Genomic DNA, 23,583 nt, shown 5'->3' with positions numbered 1-23,583 from the left:
CGAGCCTCCGTCGCCCACGAGGCCCGCGGTACCCGCAAGACCTGTGGTGAAGGGGACTTTCCGCTCATGCGATGAGAGGAAAGTCCCCTTCACCACACTCATGTCACCCGAACGCAAAGTCCGTGAAGGCCTCCTTGCCACTCACGACTCTGCACAGAAAAGCTTATACAAGCATGAATCAATCATCTGATCGCCGATAAATGCCCCATGTGGACACTCAGGGCACGGCCGACCCCGTCGGCCAGTTCAGCACCATGCCTTCACGGCAGCCATCGGTGGGGCCGCCTCTTCAGAGGCGTTCGATGCGGTCGGCCTGCGGGCCCCGGTCGCCCTGACGCACCGCGTACCGGACCCGGTCACCCTTCTGCAGCGGCTCCGACCCCATGATCACGGACACGTGGGCGAAGAGATCGTCGCCGCCTGCGTCCGGGGTGATGAAGCCGAAGCCGCGGTCGGGGTCGTAGCGCGCGACGACGCCCTCGCCGCCTCGTACGGGCACGTCCCGCGCCGCCGGCCCCGCGGCCGCGGCAGGTGCCGACCGCTGCGGCGCCGCCTGGGGCTCGGCGCCCCGGACCAGGTGCACGTCGCGGGCCTGCGGGCCCTTGTCCCCACTGGCCACCTCGTAGGCGACGCGGTCGCCCTCCGCGAGCCACGTCAGCCCCTCGGCCAAGGCCCGGGCGTGCACGAAGACGTCCCCGGCGCCGGAGTCGGGGTTGATGAAGCCGAAGCCCTTGTCCTCGTCGTACCAGGCCACCGTGCCGTCGGCGCCGTCCGCGATACCGGCCGCGGCGGGTGAGCCGGCTCCTGCTCCCAGCGGGATCACGTGGTCGGCCTGCGGGCCGCGCTCGCCTTCGACGATCAGGAAGGCCACCCGCTGCCCCTCGGTGACCACGCCGCCGGTCACGATGGCGGAGCTGTGCACGAAGATGTCGGCGCCGCCGCCGTCCGGCGACGCGAAACCGTAGCCCTTGCCCGGCTCGTACCAGTTGACGGTGCCGAGCAGGCCCACGGCGCTGCCGGTGGCCGCATCGGCGGTGACGCGAACGCGCAGCGCCTGGGGCCCGCGGTCGTTCTCGCCAACCTCGAACACGACGGCCTGACCCTCGCGGAGCATTTTCGCGCCGCCGTCCCCGACGATCTCGGAGGCGTGCACGAACACGTCCGGCGAGCCGTCCTCGGGCGCGAGGAAGCCGAAACCCCGTTCGGCGTCGAACCAACGGACGGTCCCTTGCGGCATAAAAGGCTCCAGGTCGAGAGGGCGGGCACTGGCCCCCAGTCTCTCTGACAGACTTCCGGTCCGTCGGGCCGGGCCCACCGGCGGGCGGTGCGGAGCCAGGGCGGACCGTTGGTGGTCGCAGGAATCGGGTGTGGACGACCTCGTAGGTGACCTTGCCGTGGACGGACGTTCACAGGGCGTCGGGGTGGAACCTGACGTCGGGAGCAGGTCGCTGGTCAGCGGGCGGAGAGTGCGTTACGCAGGAACGCGTCGAAGCGCTGAAGCCAGGGGAAGTCGGTGCGCAAGGTGGGGATGTCGGCCTGGTAGCCGTCCTCGGCGAACCACTGGTACATCCGTTCCTCGATCGGCTTGGGCGCCAGCCGCGTGCGGACGCCGGTCACCTGCTGGTACGTCGTCGCCACCTGCTCGAAGCTCACGGCGTCACCGGCGATCGCCAGCCGGGTGCCGAGGTAGGCCTCGGGCTCGGCGAACGCGGCGGCGGCGATCCGGCCGATGTCCGAGGCCGCGATCATCTGCATCGGGCGGTCGGGGACCACCGGCAGTTCCAGGACGCGTTCGTCGGTGGCGTCGGCGTACCAGAGCAGATTGTCCATGAAGAACACCGGCCGCAGGATCGTCGCCGACGGGAAGGTATCGGCGATGTGCTCCTCGATGCGGGTCTTGGATTCGAAGTGGTCGATGCCGGTGGCGCGTTCGGCACCGTCGACCGAGCTGTAGACCAGGTGCGCGACATCCGCGGTCCGGGCGGCGTCGGCCAGGGCGATCCCACGGCGGACCTCGGTGGCCAGTTCCTCCTCGGTGACGGCCAGCGGCTGGACGCTGAACACGCCGTGCGCGCCGGCGGTCGCCCGGGCCAGTGACTCCGCGTCGTCGAGGTCGCCGTGGACCAGGGTCGCACCGGCACGGGCCAAGGCATGGGCGGTGGCCGCGTCCGGGTCCCGCACCAGGGCCCGCACGTTCCAGCCGTCGGCGAGCAGTGCCCGGGCGGCGGCGCCGCCCTGGTTTCCGGTCGCTCCGGCGACTAGCACGGTCTTGTTCGAAGGCACAGGATCCTCGCTTTCCTTAGTCCGGAGCAATGTGCTCCGGACATGGAGGACACTACTTGCGGAGCGTTTCACTCCGCAAGGTCTAGGATGACGGGCATGCCCATCTCCAGACAGCAGCAGGCCCGGCAGGCCGAGGTCGCCCGCAACGACCAGGCCCTCCTGGAGGCCGCCCGGCGGGTGTTCGCCCGCGACGGGGCCAACGCCTCGGTCAACGCGATCGCCGAGGTCGCCGGAGTCGGCGTGGGCACGCTCTACCGGCGCTACAACGGCAAGGCCGCCTTGTACGAACGACTGCTGGTGCTGTCGAACCAGCAATGGTCGGCGGCCGTGCACACGGCCGCCGACCACTCCGACCCGTGGCAGGGCCTGCAGAACCTGGTCATCGAGAGCGTCGAGTACGGCCAAGGCACCCTGGCCCCACTGGGGAGGCTGACCTCGCTGCCCCCGCAGATGGCCGACCTCGCGGCCGCGGCAGACCGGGACTTCGCCGCCCTGGTGGACCGCGCGCGCGAGTGCGGCGGACTACGCGGAGGCGTCACAGCAACCGACATCCTCCTGCTCATCGAGCAGCTGGGCCGTTCGCCTCTGATCGAGCAGATCCAGGACCTGGACGACGCCTCGCTCACCGCCGAAGCGCGGGCCGCCCGGCGCCGCCTGATCGCGATCGCCCTGGGCGGCCTCGCCGCCAGGCCGAACGTCGACCTCCCCGGGACGCCCCCCGCGCAACGCCTGCTGACGGCGCGTTGGCAGACCTGACCCGACTCGTCCGCGCGGGGTCGCTCCGCCGTCCGGGAGCGTCCTGGGCCATGCCGGCGATCCGCGAGCCCAATGACACCAAGGAAAATGCGAACAAGAATCACGTGACGAGCCGAATTGGCAGGCCACCCTGCCATGTTGATCCGGAGCCGCCAAGGGGGCTCGAACCCCTGACCTTCTGTTTACAAGTTCCAGCGCCGGCCTGTGGATAGTCCGCTACCTGGGCCCTGCTGCGCATCGGTGGCGGCAAAATGGGCGTGCTGGGCATGACTGAGCAGCAGTTCGTGGACCAAAGCGTGGACCGCAGGCCGGCCCCGCCAGCAGACCGCTAAGCACCAAGCCGGCACCCCGTATCGCACCGCCTACAAGCGGAGCCGCTCGCGAGGAGGGCAGAATGACCCAGTGGCCAGACTCCCGCTAGTCAACTTCCCAGCATTCAGGCAACATACCGAAGCACGCGAGAGCGCGAACACGGCGATTATGGGCCTGCTGTTCGGTGCTCAGATGTCGGCAAAGTTTCTGACTCTGATGGACGGCTCTGACCAGCTGCTGCCGGCAATGTTCCCTGGGGTTCAGCACGTAGGCAGGTTCAACTTGACAACCACCTCGGCACGCAACGTTCTTGTCGAGGCGGACAAGCACCTCGGGATGATGGCAGTGCCCTACGCGCTCGCGATCCATGAGGACCTACTGCGCTCGTGCATCGAGCTCACCGGCTGCGATGTGCCGCGTGACGCCAGTCAGCTACACAACAAGCTGGGGTCCGAGTGCAGCAAGGGAGGCGGCGCGTTCAACCAAGACTCGCTGAGTCAACTGCACACGCTTCGTGAGATGCGGAACGCGGTCATTCATCGGGGTGGCGTCATCGACGGTCGGGTGGTGAAGCGCGTTGCCGCCATGTCCAACGATGCGGTGCTTGATTGGCGAAAGGTCGTGGGCCGAAACCCGCTCCCTCTGGTGGAGGGCGCGACGATCGACCTCGGCGTCGGCGAGATGTTCTTGGCGCTCGCGGCGACGAAGGTCCTGGCCAAACAGGCAAACGAGATGCTCGCACGATCTCTGCCAGTCATCCGCTGGGCCGAAGTGGTCGTTGACGACTTTCTTACCCACGGCCCACAGGTGAGTACAGCGAACGACCGCCGCCTGCGTAAAAAGCTACTCGGCTGGAGCAGGTTTCACTACCACGCCCTTAAGATCTCCGACGACGAGATCGCGGCGGCTGCGGACGCCCGAGGCCTGAAGATCTGACAAGCACTCAACGTCGGCGATTGTGGTACCGTAGGAGCTGGAGCAGGGAGATCTGGGTTCAAATCCCAGCTTGTAGCTCAACGGTAGAGCCCCTGTTTTTAGCCGGTAGAGAAGGGCCAGTCCAGCGGACTGGCCCTTCTCCCATTCTCGCACCTCGTGTCGGACACAGCTAAGGTTCTCAGAGGGTTGGTACACCGTGAAGGTCTTGAGCGCTGCGCGGAACCACATGCCTCTCGGGCTGCACCCCAGAGGCATCCGGAGCGCTGCTGTCACACCTGAACCAGGGCCGACCCGGACTGGCATGTCCGAATGCTCCCGACCGTGGTCTGCAACCACGATGGTTCTCCATCGATCAACTTCCCGAGTCCGACCGGCGACTAGCACTCGGCACACTTTCGAGCCCGATCTGGCTCAGCTTCGACACGCCAAGAGACAAGTTTCACTCGACATGCCAACAAAGTTCCCCGAACGATGACCACGGGCCCCGGCGTGGACGTCAGGCCGCCACCACAAGGCACGTAGACATGAACAGCCTCACCCGCCATGGTCGCCTCGAAGAACTTCCCCACGAGTTATCCACAGGCTGCTTGTCCAGGTCAAGGCGTGCCAACCAGGCAGAAGCTTAAGCGTTCAACCGGTCACTCAAAGGCGCCAAGCCCGACATGCGGATCACCCTTCGATCCGGCAGAACCGCCAGTAAACTTCATGTGGATCTCACATGAACCACTTACTCGCAACCCCCGAGGCGACCACACTATGCGCGTGTCACGTAGGGGCTACACCACAAGATGTAGTATATTGACAGTGTCGAGCATCACAAGATCATAAAGTCGGCAATAGCGCCCACGTCGAGGAGAGCCTCGACCCGGAGAGGGGGTCAGATGGTTCAGCCTCCGGCGCACGCCCGAGCTTGCACATTGCACAAAAGCCACCCGACGTCAGTCGCGTTCTTCGACGAGGCGGGGGCAATTTCGAGCGATAGATTCTTCGTCGTTGGCCTTCTTCGCGTAGAAGATCACGCCGCGCTACTCAAGCAAGTGAAAGCGATCCGAAAAAAGCACAAGTTTTATGACGAGTTCAAATGGGGAAGCATAACTACGTCCAGCCTGGCAGCCTCAGAATCCTTGATCGAACTACTCCTTGATAGCTCGGCCAATTTCTCTTGTTTTGTTGCCGATCGACACGTCGCCGACCCAGTTGCAAGGTTTGGCAACACTTTCAGGGCCTACGAGAAGCTTGCTACGCAACTCTTGATTGGAAGCGTGCAGCCATATGAGCTTGTGACCGTAATAGCAGACAACTACTCTGCACCGAACAACCGGTCATTCGAGAGTACAGTGAAGATCGAGTGCAACAATAGACTTGACCGTCTGGCTGTCACTTCCGTTATCCAAGTCGACTCGAAGGCGACTGAAGGACTACAGCTTGTTGACATGCTCGTTGGGGCGGTAGCGTTCGGCTTCAAAGCTGACTGCGGGCTTGGCAACCATCGGTCATTGAAGGGCCAATTGGCCCAGAAACTTCGAGCGAAACTGGGCGTCCCCAACTTCGATAGCGGTTACAAGTCATCCGCGTTTGGCGTCAGACTGTACGAGCACGACAAGTGGCTTCGGCGTCAGCAGATGAGGCTGGGCTCACCTTCGTGACGGTTTGACCACCGTGCCCAGTCCGGCTAGTCTAGTAGAGACGCGTGGACTTCGGGTCTGTAGTGTCGACGGCTTAAGCCGATTAGCCTAGCTGCGTGGACTTCGGGTCTGCAGCAGCAGAGCAGGCGCGGAGAGGCCTCAAGGTGTACTCCTTGGGGCCTCTCTGTCCCTCACTTCGGGCTCAGCGGTGCATCTTGCAACCTCCACCAGCCACATCACCCAACCGCCCGTCACCCGGCTTACCAAGCTCAGCTGGCATCACACAGCTAACACAATCCATCAGTCAGGGCCGTCGCTGTTCCGGCCCAGGTGCCTTGCTCCGCCCAGACGGCTTGGACGTCGTTGGCGTGGAGTACGTCGAGGCAGAGGTCTCCGACGGGCTCGTTGAAGAGGGCGAGTAGTCGTACCGTCCGGGGTTCGGTGTAGTGGACGTGGCGGTACCAGTAGAGCTGGGCGAGGGCGCCGCGGGTGGCTTGTACGGCGTCGCCGCGTCGGAGGACCTTCGCCTCGATGAGCCAGTCCTGTCCGTCTCGGGTGGCGGTGAGGTCGCGGGGGTGTGGGCTGGCGGTGGTGAAGCCGCGGTCGCGTAGGTGGTCGTTGAAGGTGTTGACGAGTGTCTCGTGTTTGCGGCTTTTGATGATCTTGCGGGCGGCGATCGTCTGTTCGTGCTCGCTGTCGTCTTTCGATTTGAACCCTTCTGCGGCGGGTGGTTGGTATCGCTCGCCGGTGGCGATCGCGCCGGGGTCGGAGAGGGCGAGCTGGCGGCGGCAGTCGATCCCGTGCTCGCACAGGCGTAGAAATCGGAGGAGGTCGTCCGCGAGTCGCTGGTCGGCGGGCAGGTCCGCGATCTCGTAGCGTTTCGCGATGATGGTGCCGGCCTCGTAGTACTTCGGGCGCTGCACGCGTTTGGGGGCGACCAAGGTGACGCGCTCGTCCAGGTCCGTGATGAGGTTCGGGTCCATCGCCCGCCGGATCGCGCCGGCCTGGCCGGCCAGGTCGCCCAGGGCGTCTCCCTTGATCACTTTGCGGAGGTCTTCGGACCCCTGCAACAGGGTGAGGGACACCGAGCGCATGTCGGCGGCGAACAGGTACACGACGTACATGCCATGGGTGGCCGAGTCGGTCTCGTCCGGGTCGAAGACCGCGATCCATGGCACGAACGCCGTGGTGCTCTGCCCGCTGCTGCCCTTGACGAGGTAGCCCAGCGGGACGTAGCGCTCGAGGACCTCGCCGGCGCCGCGCAGCAGGCGCGCGGCCGGTGCTTGCTGTCCCAGCTCGCGGTCGTAGGTGGTCGCGATCGTGCTCAGCAGCTCACGCAAGTCCATGAAGTTCCCCCTTCGTGCCCGTTCTGAATCAGCGAGCGCCTCTTCGTGTCCGTCTTGGAGCCGTCGGCGGACGGCTTGTCGCCGGGTTGGTGATCATCGGGTAGTGAGGTCGGGTTCGCGGGTCTGGTCGAGCAGGCCGGCGTCGTGCACGAGCCGCCATGCGTCGGCGAGGTTCTCCTCGCGGGTGGGCCGCTCGACCTCGCCCACGTAGCGTTCGCGGGTCTTACCGTGCTCGGACCAGCGCAGATACGCGTAGATCCGCCGACCCGACGGGTAGACCCGCAACGCGACCGAGCCACACACCGGCGGCCCGTCGGGTAACCGGATGTGGCGGGCGCCGCGTCCGCCGGCGGCGGTGTCCTGTTCCTCGGCGCGTTCCCGCTGCGTCTTTCCCGGTGTGGGCTGCCAGGCGGCGGGTTCGGGGCGTTGCTCTTTCCAGTGATACCGCTCGGTCATCAGCCGTCGCTTCGCTCGGGCTTCGTGTCCAGCGCGTCCGCGACCGAGCGCGCGATCGCCTGCGCGAGCAGGACCGGGACGGCGTTGCCTAGTTGTCGCATCTGCTCGCTGCGCGGCCCCATCAGGTAGTAGTCGTCCGGGAAGGTCATGACCCGCGAGACCTCGCGGACGGTCATGTAGCGGATCGAGCCGTCATCACGCTGCAAGACGGTCTCGCCGCCCGGCACACCGTGGACGCCGGCCTTGACCGTCTTCGCCGGCCGGTCCAGCAGGTTCGGCGTGTGTCCCGGGTATTGGCGGGCGCCCGGCCAGCCGTAGTGGTGCAGATGGTCCGGGTGCTCGACCTTGTCCCCGACCGGTTCGCCGAGCTTTGGCAGACCGCGCGCCGGGTCGGCGTTGATCGCGTCCCGCAGTGTCCGCCACCGCTCGGTGCCGTCCCCATCGTCGACGTCGTCCAGCAGCGGCGGCGCGTACCGGTAGCGCTTGGCGACCTTGTGCTCGTCCCAGTAGCTGCCATCCGCCTGCGCGCGCAGCAACGCGCCCTCGGAGTGGGTGGGTTCGGGGAACTCCCAGTCCGCCAACCCCAGATCGCGGCGGAACGCCACCACGAACACCCGCCACCGGACCTGCGGAACCCCGTAGTCTGCGGCGTTGACCAGCTTGAACTTCACGTCGTAGCGCTCGGACGGGTCGATCGAGTCCTTCGCCAAGGCCTTCTCGAGCCGTTTGGCGTGGTCCTGCCAGTCCTCGCCCTCGACCCGCCGTTCGAACGGTGCCCGCAACTCGTTGAGGATGTACTCGTAGTACGGCGCGAACGACGGCCGCAGGAGGCCCTTCACGTTCTCCGCGATGATCGCCCGCGGCCGGGTCTCCCGAACGGTGCGGAACAGCTCGGGCCACAAGTTGCGCTCGTCGTCGTACCCCTTGTGCGCACCACCGAGCGACCACGGCTGACACGGCACACCGCCGGCGACGACGTCCACCTTGCCCAACCACGGATCGAACTCGACGTCACGGACGCTCATGGCCTTCAACGGCCACGGCGACCCGAGCGTCGTGCCCTGCTCGGCCGAGGCCCCGAACTCCTCCGCGTGATTCCTCTTCAACGTCTCGCAGGCACGCTTGTCCAGCTCCACCGCCAACAGGTGCCGGAAACCGACGTTCTCCATCGCCATCGCGAGACCGCCACCACCGGTGAACAGCTCGATACTCGTACCGACCTCACGCACGACCGCGCGCGGCGAGAACAGCTCTGCCTGCGTACCCATGCCGGAAACCATACCGCGGCCTGGTCGAACACCTGCGCGACACTCCATGACTTCGATGACCAATCTCGCCTTCGTGACCGGCAAGCTCGCGACCCGCTCCTTCTGACCTTCATGATCGGTATCCTGCGGACTCACACGATCGGCGCGGCCGGGTCTGCAACAGGAACGCCGCGCACCCCAGGGGAGGGGACAACAGTGCCATCCAGGAAACCACCCGAACCGAGAAAAGCCGTGCTCGACAGCGTGGCCCTCGCGGCTGAAGAAGCCACGAAGGTCGCAGCCGCCCTGACGGATAAAACTCGCGAGAACTTCCGCAAGAACCTGAACTCCAAGATCTCCGCACTGCAAGCCGCAGTGGACCAGCTCGACCCTGTGCTCCGGCCGACCAAGCTCTTCAATCCACTTGAGCCGGACACCACCGCGCGGATCGTGGCCCTCATGGCCGCGTCCCAACCCCGGCACCCACTGGCAACCCTTCGCCCCTTCTACGGCGCCGGTGTCTACGCCCTCTACTACAACGGCCCGTTCGAACCCTATGCCGAACTGTCCAAGAAAGAGCATCCGCTGTACGTCGGAAAAGCCGACCCCGCGAAACGATCCAGCAGCGACCCGATCGACCACGGAACAAGGCTGTTCAAACGGCTCGGCGAGCACGCCGCATCCATTCACTCGACCGCCACACTCGACATCAAAGACTTCGACTGCCGATTCCTCATCGTTCAGAGCGGATTCCAACACGCCGCCGAGGTTCAGCTGATCGACTTCTTCAAACCCATCTGGAACAAGGAAACCAAGGTCTGCACGGGCATCGGAAAACACGGCGACGACCCCGAGACCAGGCAAAACAAACGATCACCTTGGGACACCCTGCACCCCGGCCGAAACTGGGCAAAGAACTCGACCCAGGACCAAAAAGATCAACAAAAGATAATTGATGGAATTCAGGCTCACCTCGAACAACATCCGCCTATCTCCACCCTTGAAGAACTTCTCGAAAATTTCATCACAGAACTCCGGCAAATCGACGAAAAAGAGTTCTCTAATAACATGGGAGAACCGCAAGAAGTCGACGCTTCACCAGATGCGCCGACTTCAAGCGGGGAACTTGACCACGAGCGGAACCTTCTTGACTTGATCGAAGAAGGCGAGTTCAAGACGACCTAATGCCTCGTCATGGACCTCATGCTTCGCGTCAAGACAAGTCCGCAGCGGGTTACCCGATCTACGTCACCATGTCACCGCACCGGAGTCATCGGTCCTTCCTCATAGCGACGTGGGCGCCCCGGCCGGTGCGGCTGTAGGCGGTGGTCCATCCGGTGAGCCAGTCGTGGACGACGAACCTGTGCTGGCCGAGTTCGTGGGCGATCGCGGCGAACGCGGGCAGGTTCTCCGGGTCGGTGAAGGTCAGCACGCCAGGTTCGCTGTAGGTGCGTACGCCGCCGTCGGGCAGAGGGCGGGCGGAGATGAGTTCAGCCGGGGCGCCGACCCACACGGGAAGGTGGCGGGAGTGCAGGGTTTTGAACTCGGCCAGGGTGTGCAGCTGGTTGCCTGGGGTGTAGCCCTCACGGAGTCCGATCGCAACCAGGGCAGAGGTGCGGGCCAGCTGCCCTCTGCTCTGCCACCGGCCGGTGGCAGCGAGGTTTCGCGCGGCGCGTTCGCAGTCGCGTGGGTCGGGGGTTCCGTGGGTGACGCTAGGGTCGCGGACCAGCACGATCTGCCACGCGGTGATGCCGGTGGTGCGCACGTAGGCGGTCATCGGGACGCCGGTGCGGCGGGTCAACGCTGTGATTTCGTCCGCGATGTCGGCGAGTGGCACGGACGGTGAGGTGGAGTCGAGCTGGTGAGCCCAGGCTCCGGGGGCGTAGGCGGCCTCGCGGTAGGCGGACGTGCTCATCGGAGGTCCTTCCGGCTCGTGTCCGGCAGCTGACGCTGCTGGTCGGCGCGTTCGGCATCGACCCGGACGACGGGGGTGGCCGGCGGGATGGCGACGGTCAGGTACACGCGGCCCAACGTGGTGGCCCCGCGGTTGGCGTAGAACCGGCTGGTTTCCTGGACCTCCAACACGGTGGCGATGCGTTTGACCGCGGCGGCGATCTCGGTTTCGGTGCCCTCGACGCGAATCCTCATCGGATGCTCTCTTTCGTGGCCGGGGGTGGACGGGTGTCAGGACTCGCTGTCCTCGTGGACGGCGAGCGGGTCTTTCGTCAGGCCGGTGCCGGCGAGAAGGTCGTTCGGGGCGTGGTCGCGGAGCTCGCTGAGCTGGTGCTCGGTGTCGCGGATCGCGTCGAGGAGGTCCTTGGCCTCGGCGGGGCGGAGCCGCCCGCAACGGGAGTAGTGGAAGGTGTCTTCAGCGGCTTCGAGCAACGCGGCGGCGAGCTTGACGGCGTCGCACCGGGTCAGCCGGACCGGATACTCGCTGTCGCGGGTGGGCTTGTAGTTGGTGTCGATCTCGACAAGCTGGCGCTCCTCGCCGCAGTCGGCGTACTCCATTTCCTTGTCGGTGACCTCGCCGGTGAAGGTCGGGTCATAGCCCTCGACCACTTCGACGCGGACGCTGTTGGGCCACTGCTCCAGGTCGTCCGGGTTGGGGGTCCAGCCCTCGAAACAGGTGGAAAATGCCGGGGACGGTACGTAGGCAGGGTGCTGCTCGGTCATAGCGTTCAGTCCTTTGTGATCGAAGTCAGATGTGCCATTGGTGGCCGCAGTCGAGGCAGGTCGCGATTCCGGCGAGGACGTAGAAGCTCCAATGTGTGCAGCTCATGACGCGGCCTGGTCCGGTTCGCAGGCGAACAGTTCTTCCTGCCCCTCGACCTGCCCCCAGGAGGCGAGTTTGGTGTCGGCGCCGGCGGTCCCGGCCGGGCGCCTGCCGCGTCCCTTCGCGGCGCCGAACTGGTTTTTGAGTTCGTGGAGTTTCTCCACGGTCATGCCGAGCGCTTCGGCTTCGAGTTCGTCTTTGGTCTTCTTCTTTCCCTGTGCTGCCATGGCGATCTCCCTCGTGGATGGTGATCTGCTGGTGTGCCGGGTTGGGTTTCTTCGCTGCCCGTAGGGCGGGGCGGTGGCTTGCCGCTGCCCCTTTTCGGCGCACCGCGCGGCCCCAGAGGCTCGCGGTCAAGGGGTCAGGCCGAAAAGTTTGTGAGCGAACGCTTTTCGCGCTCGGAAAGTTTTCGGAATGCGCCCCTTTACCGTGAGGTTGGGGCCGTGCTAAGCCGGGCTGCGAAGCTCAAAAACACAGGCCGCGCTTGCGCGGACCTTGTTCCGCCCGCAGAGGGCGGTTATCGGTGGAGGCGGCCGTGCGCCGGCGGATTGCCCCGGTCGGTGGACGGTTTCTGTCGGGGGCGCGTGTCACCATGGATTCCATGGAGCTGACCGGACGCGACTTCGACCGGATCCCCCGCGGCAACGTGCGGGTGCCGGTGGTGGAGTTCGCGCGCCTGTGGCTCGCCGCTGAACGCCAGTACGACCGCGAGCGCACCTGGGCTGCGCTCGGTGTGGTCGACGTGTGCCGCTGGATCGCCTGCGCGACCGTCCGTCTCGAAACCGGCCGCACGTTCCTCGCCTACGCCCCGATCACGGAGCGAACCGGGCTCGCGCACGAGGAGACCATCGAAGCGGAATGCCTGGCCGCTCAGCGTCTCGCACTGCGCCGGCCGGTTCCCAGCTACGTCGCGAACCGGCCCGGCTGGCTCGATTCGATCGTGGCCACCCTGGAGTGGGCGTGGCATCGCAGCGGCGTTCCGCCGCTTGACGTCCCCGCCCACTCCCAGGGCTGACCTGCTCATCGCCCGTACACCGCGCCGTCGGCGTCGGCCAGCTCGGCCGCGTCGGCAGCGTCGCTGGTGTTGCGGCGGTACAGCTCCGCCGCCTGTGCCTCTTCCTCGGCGTGCTGTTCCTCGATGGCCTGGCGGGCGGCGATCTCCTTGAGTGCTCGCTGTGCCTGCTCGACCGCTCCGGCGGTCTCCTCGGCAGAGGGCACCCGGACCTCGTCGGACTCGACGACCGGGTCTTCGGCTGCGGCGACCTCGCGGACGTCGGCCACCTCGACCTCCGCGACCACGTCCTCGACGTCATCGGGAGTGGTGACGGTGTCGACGTCGGCGGCGCGCTGCTGGGTGACGTCGGTGAGGTCGTGGTCGGCGGTGACCTCGCGGTGGACGTCCTCGGCGGCCATGTGCTCGTGGTGGACGTCGAGCCACTCGTCGGCGGTGACCAGCGGCGCGGGTGTGGTGTCGAGGTTGCGGGCGGAGATTTCCGCGCTGGCGCGGTCGGCCGCGGCGCGGGTTTCGGCGGTGTGGGCGTACCACAGCGCCCGCGCCTCGTCCGCGCCTTCCAGCTCGGCCGCGCGAGCGGCGAGGGTGTCGGCGAGAGCCTCGGCCTCGGCGGCTTCCTGGAGCATCCGTTCCCGCTCTTCCTCGTCGGCAGCGGCGTCGGCTTCGGCGCGGCGCATGGCCGCGTCCCGGCGGCGGGCGTCGAGGACCTGGTGGGTTCCGGCGAGTTCCTGGCCGACGAACTCCGGCCCCCACGCCTTCTCCCGCTCCCACGCCCGCATCCGGACCAGCAACTGCCCGTCGGACATCTCCAGCTCATCCCGCCCCGACTCCGGACGCCCCAATGCTCGCCACGCTGAGCGCCACGACGCGTACGCCTCGACCTGCCCGGACTTTGGGGCCGCGCCCAACGCGGTCTCCTCGTCCTCGTGCCCGGTCAGCTCGCGGTGCGCCGCGACCATTCCGGCTTGCTTGCTCCACTCCTTCGCCAGGGCGGGATCCTCCGGCACCGGCCCGAACGCTTCGATCGCCCACTGCTGCGGCTCCGCCGCCAGTTGCTCCCCAAGCTCCACACGGCGAGCATCGGCAGTGTCGGCGAGCGACCTCAGGTAGGTCGCCCATTGCGGGTTGTCGACCTTCGGGAGCCAGTCGGCGTAGGAATCGCCGACCGGATCCAACGTGACGGCGTCGGTGATCCGGTGGTGGATCACGTTTGTCAGCTGCCGCGCCCCGGACAGGGTGCGGGCGGTGACGGCGTGATCGAGGACGTCGCGCGGGTCGTGTCCGGCCAGTTCGGCGCGGCGCAGCAGCCGCGCCAGCGTCGGCCCGCCGTCCTCGGCGGCGATCCAGGCGCGCTGGTTCTCCGTCAGCTTCCCCTCCTCCACCAGCTCGTCCAGCCAGCGCTGGGTCCGCCCAGCGGTGGCCAGCTCGGTGGCGTCCGCGAGGAGCTCCGCCGGGGTGCGGATCGCGTCGTTGTCCGCCGCCGCTTCCGTGGCCTCCGCCAGTGCCGACCGCTGCGGCCCAGGGCCGTCGAACGCGGCGGCCAGCACCGCGGACGGCGACCGTTTCACCGCCTGCAGAGCCGCGCCGTCCGGTGCGTCGGCCGGAACGGCCAGCGTTGTCACGTGCGCGGTGTTTCCCTCGCGGCCTCGGGTGAGCCCGACGTAGAGGGCTTCCTGCCCGGTCGCCTCGGTGACCACGGCGTGGGAGGTGTCGACGGTGAGGCCCTGGGCGCTGTGGACGGTCGAGGCGTAGCCGAGCGCTACATGCTCGGACACATAAGCGCCGGGCAGCGTGATCCGTTCCCCCAGGACTTCGCCGACGCCGTCCTCGCGTCCGAGGACGCGGGCGACGATCAGGCCGCCGTCCTCGCGGGTGTCGATGACGCGGTACTGCTTGCGGTTGATCGGCGCCTCCGGGTTGCCGTCGAACCCGGTGAGGTGCCAGCCGTTGCGGCGGGCCTGGACCAGGTCCCCGACGCCGGCGTAGGTGCCCTGCATCCCCAGCAGCACACCGGACTCACCGACTTTGCCGAGCCGGACGAGTTCGTTGCGGAGCTCGGCCGACAGGAGCGCGGCCTGCTCGTTGGTGTCCACGATCAGGATCGAGTGCTTCCCCACCAGGGTGTCGGCGAGCCACGCCTTTCCGGCGGTGGCCTCAGCTTGCTCGCGGGTTCCGCCGTCGAGGATCCGGCCGTGCTTGTGGTAGTCGCCCAGCACGGTCTCGTCGCCGTCGCGCAGCCGCAGCGACGCCGCCCGTTCCCACTCGGCCTGGAAACGACGGACCTCGGTCAGCTCGTACGCCGCCCCGGCGGTGACCATGAGGTCCATGCCGCCCCCGGCACCGACCGCGGCGAGCTGCCGGTGGTCACCGGTCAGCAGCAGCTTCGCCCCCGCCTGCTCGACGTGGCGGTGGATGCGCGCGAGGTCGGCCGTGTTGGCCATCGCCGACTCGTCGACCACCACCAGGTCGCCGGGGCTGAGCTGCCATTCGACGTGTTCGGGGTGGGTCGAGCCCTCTGTGAGCTTCTCCTGCACCCCAAGCCACTGCGCGATGTTCCGCGCCGTGAGCCCTTCGCCGGCGAGGACGTCGGTGGCGACCTGGCTGGACGCCAACCCGACCACGCGGCGGGACTGACCGCCCCACAAGTCGTTGTCCTGCCACGCTTTCGCGAGCGCGCCGACCACAAAGGACTTCCCGGTCCCGGCTGGGCCGACCAGTGACTCGACGGCCGCGCCGGAGGTCAGCACGCCGCGCACCGCGGCGGCCTGGTCCGCGCCCAAGACCATCCCGTGATCCGCCAGCGCGGACACGAAACCGTCCACGTCGGACACGTCCAGCGCCGGAGCTCCGCCGCGCGCGGTCGCGGCGGCGAGCGCGCGTTCGGTGTGGACGTGCTCCGGGGTCGCGTAAAGCTGACCGGCTGGGGCCTCGTAGGCCGAGCGGCCATCGGCGAGTTTCAGGGCGTCGGGCAGGACGGCCACGCCGGGGCGGTTCGACGACAGCGGCGTCGCCAGCTTCACGCCTTCGGCGGTGAGGGTGTCTAGCAGCCGCGCGACCTTGACGCCGTCGAGGTCGCCGAGCTGGTCCGGCAGCGCGTCGGAGATCGCGCGCGTCAGGTCGGGTGCGGTCCATCCGGACTTGATGGACTGCACGTCCGCCAGCGCGGTCTTGAGCACCTCGTCCGGCGACCACTGCGCGGCGTCGCGCGGGCCGTGCGCGAGGTTCAGCACCTCCCGGGCCACGCTCTCCAAGCCGCCCGTGATCTCGGCGCGCAACTCGCGGTCCCACCGCTCCAGGCGCGCCTCGGTGGTTTCGCCGTCGTGGGATTTCGCCTTGCGGGTGGCGAAGGTGGCCTGCCGCTGCAGCCGGTCCAGCTCCAGCGAGTTCGGTTCCCGGCCGAACTTCGCCTCGAACGCCTCGACCAGGCTGGCGGTCTTCTTCGTCACCGCGCGGCGGCGGGAGCTGAACAGGTCCATCGCCCGCTGGTCCATGCCCACGATCTCGCGGGCTTTCCCGTCCGGGCGGGTCGCCATCCGCACCCCGAGCGCGCGGGCGAGGTGTTCCTCGGTGGTGCGCTCGCCCACCGCCGCCGCGGCGCCCCGGAACTTGTGGATCGCCTTCGAGTCCAGCGTCCGCCACTTCCCGTCCGCGCCCTGGACACGGTTCAGGATCGGGTTGTGGATGTGCAGCTGCGGATCGTGGTTACGCGAGTCGTGCTGGAAAAACGACGCGATCACCCAGTCATGGGCGTCGATGAACCGGCCCGCGGCCCCGCCGTGGTGCCCGACCCGGCTGTAGCCGGCGTGCTCGGCGAGGTAGTCCAGCGACGCCCGGTTCCCCGCCCAGATCGCGTCCTCGACCGCGTCGCGGTGCGCCGCCCACGACACGGCGGCGGTGCGGGCGTCGTCGCGCTGGCGTCCGAGCTCGGCGAGCTCGGCCGGGGACGCGCCCGCCGCCGTGGCGGCGGCGAGCGCGTCGTTCAACCGTCCAGCCGTCCGGGCCGCGTTCACGTGCTGCGCCTCGAACGCGGTGTGCAGGACCGTCACCGACTTCTGGACGCTGAACGTCACGTCCAGAAACGGGACATTGCGGCGCGCGGACTTGTTCGCCTCCAGCCGCAACTGCTCGCGGCGTTCAGCCGTCGCCCCGGGCTCCTTGTCCAACGCGGCCGCGTACAACTCGTCCGCCGTTGGATAGTTCCGGCCCGTGTGGCCGAGAGTGGACGCCTCCGCCCACCGCGCCGGATCGCTGAACGCCTCGTCGCGCGGATCGATGAACTGCTCGAACACCGCCCGCATGTCCTGCTCGTCGACCAGCCCCGTGAGGCCGAGTTTCTCCGCGCCGGAGCCGTACCAGCGGCCCGGCGGCTCCCCCTCCGTCACCGCGCCCGTGTAGTAGTTCTCCCGGCCCTTCGCGATCTCGTCGAGGACGTAATCGACCGAGTACCCCGTCGAAATCGACAGCATCACAACCCCCTTACAAGATCAACACGCAGGCTTTGAAGATCAACAACGGCGGTGGTGTTCCCGGTCGCCCGCCAGGGCGCACCGGCCCGACAGATCGTGATGCCTAGGTGTGCATCTGATTTCTTGGTTGGTGAGTTGTTACTGGGTGAGTAGCTGATGGGTGTCTTGGACTGATTTGATGGCTGGCTGACTTGAGTTGTGCTGCTGGGTGACTTGGTGATCATGAGTTGGCCTTGGTGGTGCTGTTGTTCGTGATGACGTGAAGGTGATGGGGCTGTTCCCGGAGTTCTTTGAGGACGGTTCCGGCGGTGCCTCGGGACACCTCGGCCGTTTCGGAGAGCTGATCGACCGTCGGGAGACTGCCGTGAAGCGCCTGGTACTTCCGAGCCTCGTGCAGCGCCCGGTCCCGCTTCGGCGACGATGGCGTCACCACTGGACGGTCCGCCGACGGCACCCGCGCATCCCGCTCCCCTGCCGGGTACGGCTGAACGGATTCCGGCCGCGCGACTGGACGTTCACCCGCAGCGTGCGTACTGGACGCGTCCACCAGGCCCGGCTGGACAGGAGGCGACTGGACGGACACGGCCGACGGTGCTTCGGGTTGGACAGGCTCCGGCTGGACGGTCGCTTCGGACGGACGGTCCGCTGTGGCGGACTTCGCGCGCGCCGCCGACGGGCGGGCGGTGATCAACTGGTGGACGACCACCCCGCCGATGGACACCACGGCCATCACCACACCGGTGTCCCAGTGGTGTCCGGTCGAGAAGCCGTGCAGGAAGTTCAAGCCCGCCGCGACGGCGGCGAACACCCACACCCCGGCCTTCAGCCATCCGGTCGGCTCGCCCCGGCGGACCCCGATCGTCACCGCGGCGGCGAACGCCCACATCGCGGCCTCGCTGAACAACGGCAGCAGCACTCCGACCGGCCCGAAGATCTGCTTGCCGTACTCGGCCATCGCCGACCACGCCAGGATCGCCGGGACCAGGATCACCGGAACGAACAACAGATCCAGCGCGTGCCTGCGGCTCGCCGCCACCAACGCCTTCCCCGACCGCGACCACGCCGCTTTCCGGGAGGCGCGCTTCGCGTCGCGGGCTTCCTGCTTGGCGACCTCGGCCGCGCGGCGCTGCTCGAACTCCAGCCGCCGGTCCTCACGCTCCTCCGCCCGCTCGGCGGCCTTGTCCGCACGGCGCTGCTCGGCGCTCGCGGCCCGGTCCGCCCGGGCCTCCTCCCGCCGCGTCGTCCCCTCGTCCATGCTCATCCCTGCCCCCACTCGTCACCGGCGCCGGCGGCGTCCTCGTCGGTCTGGTCCTCGGCGTTCCAGCGGGCACACCGCTCCGCGCGCTCGGTGTCCTCGTCGACGTCCTCGGTGGATTCGCCGCGCCGCGCCGCGTCCTCGACGTCCTCAACCGCGCGCTCGCACTCGGCGACCCGGTCAGCCAGCGGCGGCTCCGCGTCCTCGTCCGACTCGACGTCCTCGGTGGCGTCGGCGTCCTCGGTGTCGTCCGCGGCACGTCGTTTCGCCGGGGGCTTGGCGGTGTGCCGCTCGATGGCCTCGGCGGTGGCGTGAGCTCGGGCGTCCGAGGTGGACTCGCCCTGCTCGCGGTAGTGCTCGAACAGCTTCGCGGCGGTCGCGAGCATGTCCTGATTGCCATTGAACCCGGTGGACTGCAACGCCTGACGACGGTCGGCACCGGAATCGACCCAGCTCGCGTAGGCGCCGAGCGCGTCCGCCACGGCGTCGGCCTTGTTACCCGGCGCCGCGGCGGCCGCTTCGGTCTCGGCCGCGACCTCCGCCTCGATCACCCGTCCGCGCGTCACCGCGGCCTCGGCGAGGATCGGGTCCCGGACTTCGGCCTTCACCGCGGCCCCGAACGCCAGATCCGGCGGGGCGCCGGTGCCGAGCATCCGCTCGAACCGTGCGACCACCTGATCGGCGGCACCGGACCCGGCGGCCGCCTGCCGTGCGGCCGACGCCGGATCCACGCCATCGGCCCGAAGTGCGGCGAACCGGTCCGTGATCTCGTCACGAGTCACCGGCCCGGCGTCCCGCGTCCCCGTGGTGCCAGAGGTTGTGTCCGGTGTGGACGGTTCGGTGACCTGGCCGTCGGTGGCAGTGTCCTCGGCTGCGGCCCGATGATCGGGTTGGGGCAGGGAGGCGGACTGCTCCTGGTACATCAGGTTTCGGGCGATCCAGCCGCGGGACTCCGGGTCGCGTTCGGGCACCGACGACTCCGGGAACTCGTACGCGATGCCGGTGTCGTCCACGTCGGGCTCACCGATCGCGGGGTCGACGCCGCTCTCGTCGGGCTGGGCCGTCGACACGGTCGAGGCGGGATCGATGCCGCGCCGCGCGCAGGTGTCATGCCATGCGCGGTCCGCGGCGGCGTTCTCGTCCACGCCGTCGGCGATCAGCGCCTCGTAACGTTCGCGGACCCCGGCCCAGAACGCGGTGGCATCCTCGTCCCGGAGCTCGCCGGGGGTTCTGGTGGCGTGGTGTTCGGCGGGCACAGCGCGGTTCGCCGGTTCGCCCGGGTTTCGCTCCACGGACGCGGCCGGGGTCCTGAGCCGGTCGGCACCCTCGGTAGCGAGGACCTGGTCGACCCGGTCCAGCACGACGTCCGTGTCCTCGACCTCGCCGATGACGTGATCGATGTCCGCGTCGACCGCATTGAGCACGGTGAGGTAGGCGGCGCGGGTCGCGTGATCGTCGACCCCGCCGTAAATGTCTTCCGTGGTCAGCTCCCGGGCCGCGGCGGCGGCGTCGCGCGCGGTCAAGGTCGGGGAGTCATCCTCGACACGGCTGTGCTCGGTGACCATCTCAATCGCGGCCCGCAAGTCCATTCGCGGCAGGCTGTCGCGCGCGGGCAGGTTCCGGGCGATCCAGCTAGCCGATTCCGGTTCGCGCTCCGGCACCAGGTCGCCCATGACCGCGTCGCCGGTGACGGTCGCGAGGTCTCCGGTGGTCCCGCTCCGGACCACGTTCCCCGGTGAGAACGTCGTGACGGTCGTGGACTCGCTGACCGTCTCAGCGGTGGCGTCGGCCGCGTCCCGGGTTCCGCGCGGCATGACCTCGGACCAGGGCTCGACCTGCCAAAGCTCGCGGACCTCGTCCTCGGCGCGGCGGAGAGCAGTGACCATGTCTACGCCGTCGCTGATCAGTGCCTGGTAGCGCTGTTCGACCTGAGACTGGTACAGCTCTTCGTCGTTGCGCCGACGGGTTGCGGCGGCCGCGGCCTGCGCGGAGATTCCAGGGTTGTTGGTATCCACAGTGGACTCTTCTCCGGTGTCGTGGACCGCCGCGAACTCGGCGGCGTCGGCGGGGCGGGCGAGCGCGGCGCGGACCTGGCCGGCCTGCTCGGCGCTGATGCGAGAGGTGAACTCGGCGGCGGTATCGCTGACAGCCGTGGAGCGGGCCGCCTCGTGGTCATGGCCAGCGGCGAGGTGACCGCGGTAGGCCAGGACGGCCGCGTTCGCGAGCCTCGGGTCGTCGTCGCTGGCTTCGACCGCGCGGCCGTGCGCGGCGTCGTCGTCCCAGCCCTCGGCGCGCAACTGCGCGAAACGGCCCACCGCGTCCTCGGCGACCTCGTAGTTCCGCAGCGCTTCCCCGGCGGGCATCAGCTCGTCCGGATCGATCACCACCACTTCCGGGTCGGCGGTGAAGCGTTCGGCCGCGACGATGCCGTTCGTGGGGATGGGGTCCTGGGCGGCGGTGTCGGCGGCGATCGCCCTCGCCTCGTCGGGGTCGTAGCCGATGGTGAGCAGCTGCTCGTAGTCGCTGACGGCCTTCGCGCCGATCGGCGAGACCCGCTCCAGCCGGTGCGCGATCTCCTGCGGCGGAACGCCTTCCTGCTGCCAGGTCAGATACGAGCGCATCGTCGCGTCGGCGATCTCCCGCTGCCGCAACTGCTCCGTGGTCTCGCCGGTGCCGTCGAGGACGTCGTGGGCGGCGTAGCCGTCTGCGGCAGCGGTGGCCTTGGCGGCGGATGTGGTCGTCGGGTCGGCGGCGATCTCGACGGCGCTGTCGGCGGCGATGTGCTGGTCGTGGCCGTGGGCGAGGTAGTCGCGGTATAGGTTCAGGGCGGCCTCGGCCACCGGCCGGTCCTGCTCGGCGACGTTGTCGAGCACGTCGGCGCGGGCGTCGTTCTCGTCCCGGCCGTAGCGGCGGACCTTGTCGAACAGGTCGATCGCCGATCCGGCGACCTCGTGGTTGTGGTCCAGGGTCAGCTGCTCGGCCTCGTTCATCACCGGCACGGGTTCGTCGGAAACGTCCTCATCGTCGGCGTCGAAGGTGGTGTCGCGGGTGAAGTCCAGGGCGGCCACCGCGCCGTGCACGACCGCCTCGGCGGCGTCGATCGCGGCGAAGCCCTCGTTGACGCGGGTCTGGGCGTGGTGGGCGGCGGCGTCGGTCGTGGCCCGCCAGGCCGCGTCGGCGTGGTCCATGCCGTGGCGGGTCAGCCACTCGTACCGGCGGACCGCGTCAGCGCCGAGCCCGCCGAGTTCGTCGTGCCCGGGCGCCTGGTCTCCGCTGGTGTGGGCGTCCAGTGCAGCGTGGGCGTGCTGGCGTGCCTCGTCGAACCCGTCCAGCGGGAGACCTTTCGGGGTGCTGCCCCGGTAGTTCTCGCCGTGGCGGACGGCGGCGGTGGCCGCGGACCAGGCGTCGGGGTCGGCGATGTTCTCGTCGAATCCGTCGCGGACGCGGGCGATGAACCCGCCGATCGCGTGCAGCGCGACCGGGTCCCCGCCGGCGGCGGTCGCGACCGCCTGGTCGGTGTCCATGCCTGTGCCGCGCAGGGACTGGAACTGGCCGATCGCGGCCTCGGCGACGACCTCGGCGACCGCGTTCGCGCGGGCGGTGTCGATATCGTCGCCGTGCAGCTCGGTGTTGTCGGCGAACCAGGCGACCGCGTCCCGCACCCCCGGCCCGGACGGCACCCGGTCCATCGCGTCGTCGTACTCCAGGCCCTCGTTCCGTGCGGTGAGGTAGGCGTCGATCCCCACCTCCACGGCAGGGGCGGCGAGGCGGTGGCGGGCACCGGTCTCCCGGATCCCGGGCACCACCTCGACCCCGTCGGGAATGACGGTGCCGTCGTCGAAGGTCACCAGCACCGGGCGTGCCAGCGGTGCGGCGCTCTCGTCACCGCGCCACCCCACGATCGCTTCGCGGAAGTCGGCCACCGCCGTGGCCTGGTCGGCACCGCGGGCGACCTGGTCGGCGAGTGCGGCGGACGCGGCGAGTACCGCGTCGGCCTGCTCCGGTGCCCCGGCCTGGTGGCGCAACGCCACCGACGCCGCGGTCTCGGCCGCCACCGTCGCCGCGTCGTCCTCCGGCATGCCCGCGCCGGTCAGCTGCTCGAACACCCCGGCGGCGCACTTCCCCAGCGGCGGCGTCAGTCTGACCCGCTCCCGGATCGCCCGCTCGTCGTGCTCCCGCCGCCACATCCTGTGTACGTGGAGGGACTGGCGCGCGGAGGTCCGCAGCTCCTCGAAACCGCGCGCCCGCTCGGTTTTCGACCGCCAGATCAGGTTCTCGCTCATCGACGGCCACCCCCGGCCCGGCGGCGCGCGGCCTCGGCCGCGCGAGCGTCCGCGACGACGTCGGCGTCCGGCTCCGGCGCAGTGTCAGAACGGCTGGTTCCCCACCACGCGGCGATCGGCGCCAGCGCCGTCCCGGACGGAACCCTCGGTCCCGGCAGGAAGTGGGTGCCGCCGTCCTGGTGGTTCTCCAGCGAACAGTTCCCGGTCGCGGCCTTGATCCGCTTCACCACACCCGGCCGGTACCGGTCATGCCAATCCGCCGCGCGCGCCACGGTGGCGTCCTTGTCGACGTAGGCGGCGAGCCACGAGCGCATCAACGTCACGAGTTCCTCGACCACGTCCGCGTGCCACCACCAGCACTCCGGCAGCTCCGCGCCGTGGTAGCGCAGATACACCCGCGACAACCACAGCGACAGGTCCGTCAGCACCGTCTGCGCCTCGTCGGTGCCGTCGGCATCCGGGCCGTCGGCGAGGTCGAGCCACGACAGCGGGCGGGTCTTCGTTCCCGGTTCCTCGTCGTTGAGCTGCTCCACCAGGGCCTTGACGACCTTGGCCAGCTTCGTGACCTGCTCCGGCAGCGGCTCGACCACCTCGTGCAGGGCTTCCACCCGCTCCGGTAGTGGGGTCACCGCCTCCATCGTCAGCCTCAGGCCCTCGACCTCACGGGCCAGACCGGCCACCGCCGCCGACGTCGCGAACTCGGGTTCCTTGTTCTCGTTGGCGCTCATCGGGCACCGCCGCTCTCGACACCGGCGACCAGGTGGGCGTGCGCCATCCACGAACGGGCCAGTTCTAGGTGCCGCCGGGTGTCGACTGTGTCCCGGTCGTCG

18 protein-coding genes are annotated in these 23,583 nt (G+C 68.6%); 5 read left to right on the top strand and 13 right to left on the bottom strand.

Translation table 11 applies throughout. The features are described from left to right. Nucleotides 1-289: 289 nt before the first annotated feature. Both CFP71_RS45655 and CFP71_RS29960 read right to left on the bottom strand, forming a co-directional pair. Entirely contained in the window at nucleotides 290-1,237 is a 948-nt protein-coding gene (locus CFP71_RS45655; protein ID WP_093937317.1) for a cold-shock protein, read from the bottom strand. A gap of 215 nt (nucleotides 1,238-1,452) precedes the next feature. Next, nucleotides 1,453-2,283: an NmrA family NAD(P)-binding protein gene (locus tag CFP71_RS29960; protein ID WP_093937316.1), complete on the bottom strand. Its 831-nt coding sequence runs from the start codon at nucleotides 2,281-2,283 to the stop codon at nucleotides 1,453-1,455. 96 nt (nucleotides 2,284-2,379) lie between these two features. On the opposite strand from CFP71_RS29960, the gene CFP71_RS29955 reads away from it, so the two are divergent. The 3 genes from CFP71_RS29955 to CFP71_RS29945 all read left to right on the top strand — a co-directional run bounded on the left by CFP71_RS29955 (nucleotide 2,380) and on the right by CFP71_RS29945 (nucleotide 5,933). Further along, nucleotides 2,380-3,039: a TetR/AcrR family transcriptional regulator gene (locus CFP71_RS29955; protein ID WP_093937315.1), complete on the top strand. Its 660-nt coding sequence runs from the start codon at nucleotides 2,380-2,382 to the stop codon at nucleotides 3,037-3,039. A gap of 402 nt (nucleotides 3,040-3,441) precedes the next feature. Next, complete coding sequence (locus CFP71_RS29950) at nucleotides 3,442-4,287, top strand: hypothetical protein (RefSeq protein WP_143267211.1); 846 nt, start codon at nucleotides 3,442-3,444, stop codon at nucleotides 4,285-4,287. Nucleotides 4,288-5,168: 881 nt separating this feature from the next. Beyond that, entirely contained in the window at nucleotides 5,169-5,933 is a 765-nt protein-coding gene (locus CFP71_RS29945; protein WP_093937313.1) for a DUF3800 domain-containing protein, read from the top strand. Nucleotides 5,934-6,199: 266 nt separating this feature from the next. Here CFP71_RS29945 and CFP71_RS29940 read toward each other — a convergent pair whose 3' ends face one another. From CFP71_RS29940 to CFP71_RS29930, 3 genes are all read right to left on the bottom strand, one after another. Continuing rightward, nucleotides 6,200-7,258 (bottom strand): MrcB family domain-containing protein, encoded by a 1,059-nt coding sequence (locus CFP71_RS29940; protein ID WP_093937312.1) that lies wholly within the window; start codon nucleotides 7,256-7,258, stop codon nucleotides 6,200-6,202. A 93-nt stretch (nucleotides 7,259-7,351) separates the two neighbouring features. Beyond that, nucleotides 7,352-7,714, bottom strand: coding sequence for a DUF6788 family protein (locus tag CFP71_RS29935; RefSeq protein ID WP_093937311.1), 363 nt, complete (start codon nucleotides 7,712-7,714; stop codon nucleotides 7,352-7,354). Beyond that, complete coding sequence (locus CFP71_RS29930) at nucleotides 7,714-8,982, bottom strand: DNA cytosine methyltransferase (RefSeq protein WP_093937318.1); 1,269 nt, start codon at nucleotides 8,980-8,982, stop codon at nucleotides 7,714-7,716. Before CFP71_RS29930 ends, CFP71_RS29935 begins: the two co-directional genes overlap by 1 nt. Before the next feature lie 111 nt (nucleotides 8,983-9,093). Between CFP71_RS29930 and CFP71_RS29925 the strand changes: the two genes are divergently transcribed. After that, nucleotides 9,094-10,146, top strand: coding sequence for an Eco29kI family restriction endonuclease (locus CFP71_RS29925; RefSeq protein ID WP_093937310.1), 1,053 nt, complete (start codon nucleotides 9,094-9,096; stop codon nucleotides 10,144-10,146). A gap of 85 nt (nucleotides 10,147-10,231) precedes the next feature. On the opposite strand, the gene CFP71_RS29920 is transcribed toward CFP71_RS29925, so the two are convergent. The 4 genes from CFP71_RS29920 to CFP71_RS29905 all read right to left on the bottom strand — a co-directional run bounded on the left by CFP71_RS29920 (nucleotide 10,232) and on the right by CFP71_RS29905 (nucleotide 11,964). Continuing rightward, the gene (locus CFP71_RS29920; RefSeq protein ID WP_093937309.1) at nucleotides 10,232-10,876 is read right to left on the bottom strand and encodes a hypothetical protein; all 645 of its coding nucleotides are present in this window, start codon (nucleotides 10,874-10,876) and stop codon (nucleotides 10,232-10,234) included. Further along, nucleotides 10,873-11,109: a hypothetical protein gene (locus CFP71_RS29915; RefSeq protein WP_093937308.1), complete on the bottom strand. Its 237-nt coding sequence runs from the start codon at nucleotides 11,107-11,109 to the stop codon at nucleotides 10,873-10,875. The genes CFP71_RS29920 and CFP71_RS29915 overlap by 4 nt, the downstream gene beginning before the upstream one ends. 36 nt (nucleotides 11,110-11,145) lie before the next feature. Continuing rightward, nucleotides 11,146-11,637 carry a hypothetical protein gene (locus CFP71_RS29910; RefSeq protein WP_093937307.1) on the bottom strand — a complete coding sequence of 164 codons (492 nt, stop codon included), beginning with the start codon at nucleotides 11,635-11,637 and terminating at the stop codon, nucleotides 11,146-11,148. 102 nt (nucleotides 11,638-11,739) lie between these two features. After that, the gene (locus CFP71_RS29905) at nucleotides 11,740-11,964 is read right to left on the bottom strand and encodes a hypothetical protein (protein ID WP_093937306.1); all 225 of its coding nucleotides are present in this window, start codon (nucleotides 11,962-11,964) and stop codon (nucleotides 11,740-11,742) included. Nucleotides 11,965-12,338: 374 nt separating this feature from the next. On the opposite strand from CFP71_RS29905, the gene CFP71_RS29900 reads away from it, so the two are divergent. Next, nucleotides 12,339-12,752 carry a hypothetical protein gene (locus CFP71_RS29900; RefSeq protein ID WP_143267210.1) on the top strand — a complete coding sequence of 138 codons (414 nt, stop codon included), beginning with the start codon at nucleotides 12,339-12,341 and terminating at the stop codon, nucleotides 12,750-12,752. A 5-nt stretch (nucleotides 12,753-12,757) separates the two neighbouring features. On the opposite strand, the gene mobF is transcribed toward CFP71_RS29900, so the two are convergent. The 4 genes from mobF to CFP71_RS29880 form a co-directional block, all read right to left on the bottom strand. After that, on the bottom strand, nucleotides 12,758-17,215 hold the full coding sequence (gene mobF / locus CFP71_RS45435; RefSeq protein ID WP_093937304.1) for a MobF family relaxase: 4,458 nt from the start codon (nucleotides 17,213-17,215) through the stop codon (nucleotides 12,758-12,760). Nucleotides 17,216-17,435: 220 nt separating this feature from the next. Next, nucleotides 17,436-18,476, bottom strand: coding sequence for a DUF2637 domain-containing protein (locus tag CFP71_RS29890; RefSeq protein WP_093937303.1), 1,041 nt, complete (start codon nucleotides 18,474-18,476; stop codon nucleotides 17,436-17,438). After that, complete coding sequence (locus CFP71_RS44345) at nucleotides 18,473-22,753, bottom strand: hypothetical protein (RefSeq protein WP_093937302.1); 4,281 nt, start codon at nucleotides 22,751-22,753, stop codon at nucleotides 18,473-18,475. The genes CFP71_RS29890 and CFP71_RS44345 overlap by 4 nt, the downstream gene beginning before the upstream one ends. Continuing rightward, on the bottom strand, nucleotides 22,750-23,481 hold the full coding sequence (locus CFP71_RS29880; RefSeq protein WP_093937301.1) for a hypothetical protein: 732 nt from the start codon (nucleotides 23,479-23,481) through the stop codon (nucleotides 22,750-22,752). Before CFP71_RS29880 ends, CFP71_RS44345 begins: the two co-directional genes overlap by 4 nt. Between the last annotated feature and the right edge of the window lie 102 nt (nucleotides 23,482-23,583).

This window comes from Amycolatopsis thailandensis (assembly GCF_002234405.1).
GTDB lineage: Bacteria > Actinomycetota > Actinomycetes > Mycobacteriales > Pseudonocardiaceae > Amycolatopsis > Amycolatopsis thailandensis.
Note: the sequence above shows the minus strand (reverse complement) of the source record. Positions and strands in the feature narration are given on the sequence as shown.